We start from the raw sequence: 9,807 nt of genomic DNA, 5'->3' as shown, positions 1-9,807 counted from the left end.
TTCGGTACCAGGTGCACGACATCGCGCCCGCGCTGGAGGCCCTGGGCTGCTACCAGCAGCGCGACGAGGCCATCCGCCGCGTGGTGCCGGCCTACGGCGAGGGCTGGAAGAACAAGATCGTGCTCGCGGGCGGCCTGGAGGGTGGCATCAACTTCTTCAAGCTGGTGGTGCAGTCGCCCGACGGCCAGCAGCAGAGCGTGCGCCTGCCCCCGCGCGAGTACCTGCAGATCGTGGCGGCCACCAACTTCAAGCAGCGCGTGCGCAAGACCATGGAGTACTTCCACGCCGACCGCCTGAACTACGCCGTGGTGGGCACGCCCAACCGGCTGGAATACGACCAGGGCTTCTTCGTGAAGAACGGCGACGGCTCCGCCGACCTCAAGCCCATTGCCCACCTCTACAAGACCCAGGTCTACGCCATGGCGCGCCACCTCGGCCTGCCCGAGGCGATCTGCGCCGCCGTGCCCACCACCGACACCTACACCCTGCCGCAGGGCCAGGACGAGTTCTACTTCGCCCTGCCCTACGCACAGATGGACCTGGCGCTGTGGGCGCTGGAGCATGGGCACACGGCCGACGAGCTGGCCAGCGCCCTGGGCATGACACCCGCGCAGGCGCAGCGCGTCTACGACGACATCCGCGCCAAACGGCGGGCCACCGAGTACCTCACCGCGGCGCCGGCGCTCATGCCCGCTTGAGGCCGGGGCGCCCGGCGACGCCACCGCCGGGCGTTGGCGGGCGGGTTCGCCGGGTTACATTGGCGCCCTCGCATCACGAGCACCAGGAGGCCACCATGCCCAAAGGCGAACAGCGCAGCAACAAGATGGTCAAGAAGCCGAAGAAGGACACCAGCCCGCCGCAGGAAGCCTCGGCCGGGGCCTCGCTGTCCCCCCGCCCCACCCCACCCGTCACGGCGGTGATGCCCAAGGGCAAGATGAAGAACAAATAGCCGGTCGGCACCGGCCACGGCCCGGCCGGCCGCGCTTGCATGGACATCAAGCTCATCGAAGATCTGGCCGCGCTGGAACGCTGCGCGAGCTTCGTGAAGGCGGCCGAGGCCCGCCACGTCACCCACCCGGCGTTCGGGCGGCGCATCCGCGCACTGGAAGACTGGGCGGGCGTGCCCCTGGTGGCCAGCACGCGGGCCCCCGTTCGCCTGACCCCCGAGGGACAGGCCCTGCTCACGCAAAGCGCGCCGCTGCTCGCTGGCCTGCGGCAGCTGCGCACGCAATGGGGCGCGCGCGACCGCGCCGACGGGCAAGGGACCGGCCTGCTGCGCGTGGGCACCGGCCGCACATTGGCGCGCACCCTGGTGGCCGACTGGCTGGGCCGGCTGCGGGGCACCATCCGCGGCGCCCGGGTGCAGCTGCGCACGCAAGCCATGGAAGAGATCTGCGCCACCTTCGAGCGCGGCGAGGTCGATCTGCTGATCTGCTACGAACACCCGGCGCTGTCCTACGGCCTCACGGGGCAGCGCTTTCGCCACATCACCCTGGCCACGGACCGCCTGCTGCCGGTGGCGCGCGTCGACGCCTCGGGCCGCCCGCGCCACGACCTGTTCGATGCCACCTGGATCGGCTACGCGCCCAGCCTCACCCTGGGCCGCCTGCTGGAGGACCACCTGGAGGCCACCCGCAGCGGGCAGCAATCGCCACCCACCATCGTGTGCGACTCCGCCGACGCGGTGCTGGAGTTGGCCATCAAGGGCCTGGGCATGGCCTGGCTGCCCCATTCGCTGGCCGCGTCCGCGGTGCGCGCCGGACTGCTGAAGGTGCTGGGCGGCCGTGGGGACCAGATCCACTTCGAGGTCCGCCTGTACCGGCACCGCGCCCGGCAATCGGATCTGATCGAAGCCGCCTGGGAGCACAGCAATCGCTAGTCGGCACGCATCGGTGCCGATCCGGCACCTTGCCCCCCGGCGAGCCACCTAGAGTCCGCTTCACCGCTGCGCCGTCGCAGCCAACCAGGAGCGCCGATGAAGTCCCCACTGATCCGCCGCCGTGAGGTTCTGCTTCTCACGGGCGCCGCCGCCACCCTCGGGTGCGCGCCGGCGTTGGCCCAGAGCAACCACTACCCGAACCGCCCGATCACCCTGGTGGTGGGCTACCCCCCAGGCGGCAGCACCGACCTCACGGCGCGCGTGCTGGCAGAACAGCTGGCCCGCTCGCTGGGGCAGCCGGTCGTGGTCGAAAACGTGGGCGGGGCCGGTGGCGCACGGGGCGCCCAGCGGGTGGCGCAGGCCACGGCGGACGGGCACACCCTGCTGCTGGGCAGCAACAACGAGATGGCCATCGCCGGGTTGATCAATCCCGCGCTGCGCTACGACCCCGTCAAGCAGTTCACGCCGGTGGGCATGGTCGCCTCGCAGCCCATGGTGCTGGTGGCCAGCCCCAGCGCCGGCATGCCCAACATCGCCGGCTTCATCGAACGCGTGAAGCAGAACCCGGGCAAGTACAGCTACGGCTCCGCGGGTGTCGGCACCGCCCTCAACCTGGCGGGCGAAATGGTCAAGCAGGCCGCCGGGCTGTTCATCGTTCACATCCCTTACCGCGGCGTGGGTCCGCTGACGACCGATCTGATCGGCGGCCAGGTGGAGCTGGGCGTGTACGTGCTGTCCAGCGGCCTGCCCCAGATCAAGGCGGGCAAGGTGGTGCCGCTGGGCGTGACCGAGCGCGAGCGTTCGCCCGTGGCGCCCGACATTCCCGCGCTGGCCGAGACGCCCAGCCTGCGCCATGTGGACATCGGCACCTGGTTCGGCCTGTGGGGGCCCGCGGGCCTGCCGGCGCCCGTCGCGCAGCGGCTGCGCGGCGCCCTGACCGAGTCGCTCAAGGTGCCCTCCCTGGTGGAAAAGCTGACGGCTTCGGGGGCGACCATTGCCCCGGCCAGCGCGGTATTGGCCGACTTCCAGGCGGCCGAAATCGCCAAGTACCGCCGCATCGTCGACCACGCCGGCATCCGCGTGTGATGCCGCCGCCGTTCGAGATTTCTCCGCCCGACATGGGCCCCTGGCTGGCCGGCAACACCGGCACGCCCGGCGTGTGGCAGTGGACGGCCAGCGAACCCGGTCGCCGCGTGATGGTGAGCGCGCTCGTCCACGGTAACGAGCTGTGCGGTGCCTGGGCGGTGCGCGATCTGCTGGCCAGCGGTTTGAGGCCGCGCCGCGGAACGCTCACCGTGGTACTGGCCAACCTGGAAGCCTTCGCGCGCTTCAACCCGCAAAGGCCCCATGTTTCGCGCTGCGTGCACACCGACATGAACCGCCTGTGGGGGGACATGCCCTGGCGCCGCGACGGCACCGAGCTGGCGTCCGAGCACCGGCGGGTGCTGGAACTGCAACCCCATGTGGAGGCCAGCGATTGGCTGCTGGATCTGCACTCCATGCACGAACCGGGCCCGCCGCTCGCACTCACCGGGCCGCTGGCGCACCACGCCAGCCAGGCGGCCGCCCTGGGACTGGGCGCCCTGCGGGTGGCCGATCCCGGTCACAAGGCGGGCGTTCGTCTGCGCGACCATGGCCGCTTCGGCAGGGCCGACGCGCCGGATGCCTTCGCCTTGCTGGTGGAATGCGGCTACCACGGCGCGCGGGCATCGGTGGCCGTCGCCCGCGACGCGCTGGCGCGCTTTCTCGATCTGAGTGGCGTGGTGGACGCGCCGGACATACCAGCCGACTGGCGCCAGCCCCATGCCCATGGCAGCGGCCCATTGCTGGTGGTCACCGACGCCGTGACCGTGGCGCCCCACGCCGTGCCGGCGTTCACGCAGCCCTGGAAAAGCGGCGACCGGATCGCCAAGGCGGGCACCCTGATCGGGTGGAACGCGGCGCTGCCGGTCATCACGCCATACGACGATTGCGTGCTGGTGATGCCCACGCTGCTGCACGCGCGGCCCGGCGCCACGCTGGTCCGCTTCGCCCGCGCCACGCCCTAGGCGTGTTGGCCCGCCGGCAGCACCAGCAGCGCCCGGAAATCGTTCACGTTGGTGTGCGTGGGCCCGGTGATCACCAGGTCACCCAGCGGCTCGAAGAAGCCGTAGGCGTCGTTGCGCTCCAGGTGCTGGCCCACCTTCAGGCCTTGGGCCGCCGCGCGCGCCAGGGTCTCGGGCGTGACCAGCGCGCCCGCGTTGTCCTCGATGCCGTCGATGCCGTCGGTGTCGGCCGCGATGGCCCACACGTTCGCCTGACCGCCCAGGGCCTGGGCCAGGCCCAGGCAGAACTCGCCCGCGCGCCCGCCGCGCCCTCTGGGTTGGCCCTCGGCGCGCGGGCGCACGGTGACCGTGGTCTCGCCACCGCTGAGCAGCACGCAAGGCGCCTGGAACGCGCTGCGGCCCAGGGCCACCGAGCGCGCCAGCGCTGCGTGCACCTTGCCCACCTCGCGCGATTCGCCTTCGATCTCGTCGCTGAGGATGTGCGCGGCCAGCCCCAGCGCGCGCGCGGCCTCGGCCGCGGCCTCCAGGCTTTGCTGCGGCGTGGCGATCAGGCGCGTGTCGTGGCCAGCCAGGCGCGCATCGCCGGGCTTGGGCGTTTCCAGCGCGCCCGATTCGAGCGCGGCGCGCACGGGAGCCGGCACGGCGATGCGGTAGCGGTCCAGGATGGCGAGCGCGTCGGCGCAGGTGCTGGCGTCGGCCACGGTGGGGCCACTGGCGATCACGCTCACGTCGTCGCCGGGCACGTCGCTGATGGTGAGCGTGACCACCTGCGCGGGCGCGCAGGCCGCCGCCAGCCGCCCGCCCTTGATGCGCGAGAGGTGCTTGCGCACGGTGTTCATTTCGCCGATGTGCGCGCCGCTGTCCAGCAGCTCACGGTTGATGCGCTGCTTGTCCTGCAAGGTAAGGCCTTCGCAGGGCAGCGTGAGCAGGGCCGAGCCGCCGCCCGAGATGAGGCACAGCACCAGGTCGTCGGCCGTGAGACCTTGCACGAGTTGCAGGATGCGCTGCGCGGCCGTCAGGCCGGCGGTGTCTGGCACGGGGTGCGAGGCCTCCACCACCTCGATGCGCTCGCGCAGCCCCTCCGGGCGCGGCGGCGTGTGGTGGTAGCGCGTGACCACCAGGCCCGACAGCGGCGCCTCGGCCGGCCACAACGCCTCCACCGCCTGGGCCATGGCGCCGCCGGCCTTGCCCGCGCCGATGACCACCGTGCGGCCCTTGGGCGGCGGCGGCAGGAAGGCGGCGGTGTTGTGCAGCGGCAGCGCGCGGCGCACAGCGGCGTCGTACAGGTGGCGCAGCAGGGCGCGGGGGTCTTGGGTGGCGAAGTTCATGTCGGGCGGGGCTGGGTGGGGGTATCGCGGCCAGCCGGCATTGTCCACAAGGCCGCGAGGGCCGCGGGAGAGCGGCGTGCGTCAGGGGCCCGGCCCTGACACCCGCTACCCAACAAGACCTGGACAGGGACGCGCCTCAGGCCGCGCCGGGCCAGCGCAGCGGCCGTTCTTCGAACTCGGTGCTCAGCACCACCGTGCTGGTGGTGCGCGCCACGCCCGGGATGGCCTTGATGGCGTAGAGCACGTCTTCCAGCGCGCGCGCGTGCGTGGTACGCAGCTTGGCCATGAAGTCGTACTCGCCCGCCACGCTGTGCAGCTCCAACACCTCGGGCAGCTCGCGCAGGCGCGGCGCGATCTCGCGGCAGTGCACGCCGCCGTCGTTGCGGATGGCGACGAAGGCGGTGAAGTGCAGTCCCACGCGCTCCGGGTCTACGCGCAGCGAAAAGCGCTCGATCACGCCGCGCTCGACCATCTTCTTCACCCGCTCGTGCACGGCCGCCGTGGACAGGCCCACCTCGGCCGCCACGTCGGCATAGGAACGGCGGCTGTCAGCGCTCAGCGCCGTAAGAATTCCGGCGTCGATGTCGTCGAGCTGAATATTTGCTTGCATGCGCGCCCAGTTCTGATAAAAATACGGACCCTCGGCCAATCGCCGGAAATCTTACGACACAGGTGGCCGCATGCCGTCCATTTTCAACCGATTCGGGGCGAACAACGCCTCCTGGCGCCTTGCCCTGGCGCTGCTGATCGTCTACCTCGTCTGGGGCACCACCTATTTCGCGCTGGCGGTGGCCATGCAGACGCTGCCGCCGGTGCTCATGAATGGGGCCCGCTTCATCGCGGCCGGTCTGGCCATGCTGGCCATCGCGCGCTGGCAGGGCCTGGCCTGGCCCACGGCGGCGCAGTGGCGCGCCAGCGCGCTCATCGGCGGGCTGATGGCCTTCGCCGCCATGGCCCTGGTGGTGCTGGCCCAGCAGGCCGGGATCGGCTCCGGCCTGATGGCCACGGTGGTGACCACCATGCCCATGTGGCTGGCGCTGTGGACGCGCTGGGGCGGCGAGCGCGTGCCGCTGACCAGCTGGCTGGGCCTGGTGCTGGGCGCGGCGGGCGCCGCGTTGCTGGCGCTGGAGGGCGACTTCTCCACCACCCTGCTGGGCACGCTGTGCGCCTTCGGTGCGCCGCTGGCCTGGAGCCTGGGCTCCTATGCCTCGCGCAAGCTCGCGCTGCCGCCGCCGGCCATGGCCTCGGCCGCGCAGTGGCTGCTGGGCGGTCTGCTGTGCACGCTGGCCGCGCTGCTGTTCGAGCCCGGCGCGCGCGGCTTCCAATGGGCGCAGGTGTCGCTGGCCTCGGCCCTGGCCTGGCTCTACCTGGTGGTGATGGGCACCATGGTCACGCTCAACGCCTACCTGTGGCTGCTGAAGAACACCAGCGCCGCGCTGGCGGGCAGCTACTCCTTCGTGAACCCGGTGGTGGCCCTGGCGGTGGGCGTGGGCTTCGGCGGCGAGCGGCTCACGGGCTGGGTGTTCGTGGCCCTGCCCCTGATCGGCGCGGCGCTGGCGCTGATCCTCTACGGCCGACCGGTGGTGGACGCCGCCGGCGCGCTGTGGCGGCGGCTCGCGCCGTCTCAGGCCAGGACCTGAAGCAACCAGCGGTTGAGGTCGCCCACCTCCTCGGGGCACACGCTGTGGCCCATGGGGTAGCTGTGCCATTGCACCGGGTAGCCCAGCGCCAGCAGGGCGTCGCGCGAGGCCTCGCCACGCGCGGGCGCCACGATCTCGTCCGCATCGCCGTGCGCCATGAAGATGGGCAGGCCGGCGTGGGCCGCGCTGCGCTCGGCCGCCGTGCGATCGGGCAGCGGCAGGTAGCCCGAGAGCGCCACCAGCCCGGCCAGGCGTTGCGGCGCGCGCAGGCCGGTGAGCAGCGCCATGGCGCAGCCCTGCGAGAACCCCATCAGCACGATGCGCGAGGCCGGCACGCCCTTGCCGATCTCGCGGTCGATGAGCGCCTGCACCTGCGCCTGGGAGGCGCGCAGGCCGGCCTCGTCCTCGCGGCGCGGCAGGCCGGGGTCGGCCGGCGGCGGATAGATGTCGTACCAGGCGCGCATGGCGTAGCCGCCGTTCAGCGTGACGGGCCGCACCGGCGCGCTGGGGAAGACGAAGCGCACCGGGCCGATGGCCGACAGGTCCAGCATCTGCGCCACGGGCACGAAGTCGTTGCCATCGGCACCGAGGCCATGCAGCACGATGAGGCTGGCGGCGGTGGGCGCGTCGGGCGCGCCCGAGCGGCCTTCGAGCAGCTCGAGTTCGAGGGGGGTGTCGTTCATGGGATGGCAGCATAGCCGCGCGCCCACCACAATGCCCCGGATGACCCCCGACACCCTGCTGCACCACTTCGACACCGGCCAGCCCTGGGCCGCGCGCCTGAGCACCCGCCCCGGCTACGGCCTGGACACCGCCTACGCCGACGCCCTGGCCGTGCGCGCGCTGCGCGTGGCGCGCGGCGAGCGCCCCCTGGGCTACAAGGTGGGCTTCACCAACCGCGGCATCTGGCCGGTCTACAACGTCTACGCCCCCATCTGGGGCAGCGTGTACGACAGCACCGTGGTGTTCTGCGACGGCGAGGGCCGGCTCGACCTGTCGCACACCTGCGAGCCGCGCATCGAGCCCGAGGCGGTGTTCGGCTTTCGCTCGGCGCCCGCCGCCGAGGCCTCCATCGGCGATCTTTTCGACGCCCTGGACTGGGTTGCGCCGGGCTTCGAGATCGTGCAGTCGCACCTGGCGGGCTGGAAGTTCGAGGCCCCCGACACCGTGGCCGACGGCGGCCTGCACGCGCGCCTGCTGGTGGGCCGGCGGATGCCGGTGCGCGAGATCGCGGCCGACGCCGCCGGCCTGGACGCCGCCCTGGCCGGCGCGGGCGTGGTGCTGGCGCGCGACGGCCAGGCGCTGGACCGGGGCACGGGCGCGGCCGTGCTCGACGGCCCCGTGCAGGCCCTGTGGCATTTCGTGCAGGCGCAGCGCGCCTGCCCCGGCGCGCCAGCGCTGCGTGCGGGCGACATCGTCACCACCGGCACCTGGACCGACGCCTGGCCCGTGGCCCCGGGCCAGACCTGGCACGGTGCCTTCGACGCGCCGCTGTCGCCGCTGAGCCTGCGGCTGGAGTGAGCTCTCCAATCCAGGGGGACACGGGGAAAACCCACTGAGGAAATCGCGCACCGATCGCTAGGCTGGCCGGGTTTCAGACATCAAGGAGACCCGTCCATGAGCGAGAAGATCGCGCCCGCGCTGCTGGCCCTGCAACGCCTGTACGACTGGGAGGCCAAGGCGCCCACGCGCGTGGCCCTCACGCAGCCCATGGGCGGCGGCGTGGTGCACGATTTCACCTGGGCCCAGGTGGCCGACCAGGTGCGCCGCATGGCCGCCCACCTGCAGGCCCAGGGCTGGGAACCCGGCAGCAAGGTCGCCATCCTGTCCAAGAACTGCGCCTGGTGGATGATGAGCGACCTGGCGATCTGGATGGCCGGCCACGTATCGGTGCCGCTGTACCCCACGCTCGCGCCCGAGACCATCCGCCAGATCCTCACGCACAGCGAGTCCAAGGCCCTGTTCGTGGGCAAGCTCGACGGCTGGGACGGCATGAAGCCCGGCGTGCCCGCCGGCCTGCCCTGCATCAGCTACCCGCTGTCGCCGGTGGACGCGATCCAGGACTACGACGGCTGGGACGCCATCTGCGCGCGCACCGAGCCGCTCCAGGGCCAGCCCGTGCGCGCCGAGGACGATCTCGCCACGCTGATCTACACCTCGGGCACCACCGGCCTGCCCAAGGGCGTGATGCACAGCTTCGGCAACTTCGCCTGGGCCATCGACCGCGGCCTGCAGCGCATCCCGCTCACGGCCAAGGACCGCATGCTGAGCTACCTGCCGTTGGCCCACGTGGTGGAGCGCATGCTGGTCGAGCACGGCTGGCTGCGCACGGGCATGCACGTGTTCTTCGCCGAATCGCTGGACACCTTCGCGGCCGACCTGCAGCGCGCGCGGCCCACGGTGTTCTTCTCGGTCCCGCGCCTGTGGGTCAAGTTCCAGCAGGGCATCCACGCCAAGATGCCGCCGGCCAAGCTGGAGCGGCTGCTGCGCATCCCCTTGCTGGGTGGCATCGTGCGCCGCAAGATCCAGAAGGCCCTGGGCCTGGACCAGTGCCAGTTCGCCGCCGGCGGCGCCGCGCCCATGCCGCCCGCGCTGCTGCAGTGGTACGCCCAGCTGGGCATCCCCATCAACGAGGGCTACGGCATGACCGAGAACCTCGCGCTCTCGCACATCACCGAGCCGGGCAAGAACCAGCGAGGCACCGTGGGCCCCCCCTACCCCGGCGTGGAGCAGCGCCTGGACCCGCAGACCGGTGAAATCCAGATGCGCAGCCAGGCGCTGATGCAGGGCTACTACAAGGAACCCGAGAAGAGCCGCGAGGCCTTCACCGAGGACGGCTGGCTGCGGACCGGCGACAAGGGCAGCATCGACGCCGCCGGCCTGCTGAGCATCACCGGCCGCGTGAAGGACCTGTT

At 72.0% G+C, this 9,807-nt stretch carries 11 protein-coding genes; 8 read left to right on the top strand and 3 right to left on the bottom strand.

Features of this window, described 5'->3' with window-relative positions:
• The 5 genes from nadE to BGO22_RS18180 all read left to right on the top strand — a co-directional run.
• Positions 1 to 698: NAD(+) synthase (gene nadE, locus BGO22_RS18200; protein WP_286852086.1), on the top strand; the 698-nt coding region annotated here is incomplete at its 5' end.
• A 95-nt stretch (positions 699 to 793) separates the two neighbouring features.
• Positions 794 to 949: a hypothetical protein gene (locus BGO22_RS18195; protein ID WP_175442831.1), complete on the top strand. Its 156-nt coding sequence runs from the start codon at positions 794 to 796 to the stop codon at positions 947 to 949.
• A 39-nt stretch (positions 950 to 988) separates the two neighbouring features.
• On the top strand, positions 989 to 1,879 hold the full coding sequence (locus tag BGO22_RS18190) for a LysR family transcriptional regulator (RefSeq protein ID WP_070398996.1): 891 nt from the start codon (positions 989 to 991) through the stop codon (positions 1,877 to 1,879).
• A 96-nt stretch (positions 1,880 to 1,975) separates the two neighbouring features.
• A complete protein-coding gene (locus BGO22_RS18185; RefSeq protein ID WP_286852084.1) occupies positions 1,976 to 2,965 on the top strand; it encodes a Bug family tripartite tricarboxylate transporter substrate binding protein in 990 nt (329 codons plus the stop codon).
• Positions 2,965 to 3,927 (top strand): M14 family metallopeptidase, encoded by a 963-nt coding sequence (locus tag BGO22_RS18180; protein ID WP_070398998.1) that lies wholly within the window; start codon positions 2,965 to 2,967, stop codon positions 3,925 to 3,927. Before BGO22_RS18185 ends, BGO22_RS18180 begins: the two co-directional genes overlap by 1 nt.
• Here the strand turns inward: BGO22_RS18180 and BGO22_RS18175 are convergent.
• Both BGO22_RS18175 and BGO22_RS18170 read right to left on the bottom strand, forming a co-directional pair.
• Complete coding sequence (locus tag BGO22_RS18175) at positions 3,924 to 5,252, bottom strand: glycerate kinase type-2 family protein (protein ID WP_070398999.1); 1,329 nt, start codon at positions 5,250 to 5,252, stop codon at positions 3,924 to 3,926. The genes BGO22_RS18180 and BGO22_RS18175 overlap by 4 nt on opposite strands.
• A 136-nt stretch (positions 5,253 to 5,388) precedes the next feature.
• Positions 5,389 to 5,862 (bottom strand): Lrp/AsnC family transcriptional regulator, encoded by a 474-nt coding sequence (locus tag BGO22_RS18170; protein ID WP_175442832.1) that lies wholly within the window; start codon positions 5,860 to 5,862, stop codon positions 5,389 to 5,391.
• Positions 5,863 to 5,932: 70 nt separating this feature from the next.
• On the opposite strand from BGO22_RS18170, the gene BGO22_RS18165 reads away from it, so the two are divergent.
• Complete coding sequence (locus BGO22_RS18165; RefSeq protein ID WP_070399000.1) at positions 5,933 to 6,892, top strand: EamA family transporter; 960 nt, start codon at positions 5,933 to 5,935, stop codon at positions 6,890 to 6,892.
• Here the strand turns inward: BGO22_RS18165 and BGO22_RS18160 are convergent.
• Complete coding sequence (locus BGO22_RS18160; protein WP_070399001.1) at positions 6,877 to 7,575, bottom strand: alpha/beta hydrolase; 699 nt, start codon at positions 7,573 to 7,575, stop codon at positions 6,877 to 6,879. The genes BGO22_RS18165 and BGO22_RS18160 overlap by 16 nt on opposite strands.
• A 40-nt stretch (positions 7,576 to 7,615) precedes the next feature.
• On the opposite strand from BGO22_RS18160, the gene BGO22_RS18155 reads away from it, so the two are divergent.
• Together BGO22_RS18155 and BGO22_RS18150 are read left to right on the top strand one after the other, a co-directional pair.
• Complete coding sequence (locus tag BGO22_RS18155) at positions 7,616 to 8,413, top strand: 2-keto-4-pentenoate hydratase (RefSeq protein ID WP_070399002.1); 798 nt, start codon at positions 7,616 to 7,618, stop codon at positions 8,411 to 8,413.
• Positions 8,414 to 8,509: 96 nt separating this feature from the next.
• A partial coding sequence (locus tag BGO22_RS18150; protein WP_286852079.1) for an AMP-binding protein occupies positions 8,510 to 9,807 on the top strand: 1,298 nt, incomplete at its 3' end.

The sequence above is a fragment of the Hydrogenophaga sp. 70-12 genome, from assembly GCF_001897365.1.
Lineage (GTDB): Bacteria > Pseudomonadota > Gammaproteobacteria > Burkholderiales > Burkholderiaceae_C > Hydrogenophaga > Hydrogenophaga borbori.
This window is presented reverse-complemented; position numbering and strand designations above follow the sequence as displayed.

Excerpts from the sequence above, each read along its gene's own strand:
- BGO22_RS18165 (WP_070399000.1), top strand. The coding sequence starts at position 5,933 with ATGCCGTCCATTTTCAACCGATTCGGGGCGAACAACGCCTCCTGGCGC.
- BGO22_RS18185 (WP_286852084.1), top strand. The coding sequence starts at position 1,976 with ATGAAGTCCCCACTGATCCGCCGCCGTGAGGTTCTGCTTCTCACGGGC.
- BGO22_RS18160 (WP_070399001.1), bottom strand. The coding sequence starts at position 7,575 with ATGAACGACACCCCCCTCGAACTCGAGCTGCTCGAAGGCCGCTCGGGC.
- BGO22_RS18155 (WP_070399002.1), top strand. The coding sequence starts at position 7,616 with ATGACCCCCGACACCCTGCTGCACCACTTCGACACCGGCCAGCCCTGG.
- BGO22_RS18175 (WP_070398999.1), bottom strand. The coding sequence starts at position 5,252 with ATGAACTTCGCCACCCAAGACCCCCGCGCCCTGCTGCGCCACCTGTAC.
- BGO22_RS18180 (WP_070398998.1), top strand. The coding sequence starts at position 2,965 with ATGCCGCCGCCGTTCGAGATTTCTCCGCCCGACATGGGCCCCTGGCTG.
- BGO22_RS18190 (WP_070398996.1), top strand. The coding sequence starts at position 989 with ATGGACATCAAGCTCATCGAAGATCTGGCCGCGCTGGAACGCTGCGCG.
- BGO22_RS18195 (WP_175442831.1), top strand. The coding sequence starts at position 794 with ATGCCCAAAGGCGAACAGCGCAGCAACAAGATGGTCAAGAAGCCGAAG.
- BGO22_RS18170 (WP_175442832.1), bottom strand. The coding sequence starts at position 5,862 with ATGCAAGCAAATATTCAGCTCGACGACATCGACGCCGGAATTCTTACG.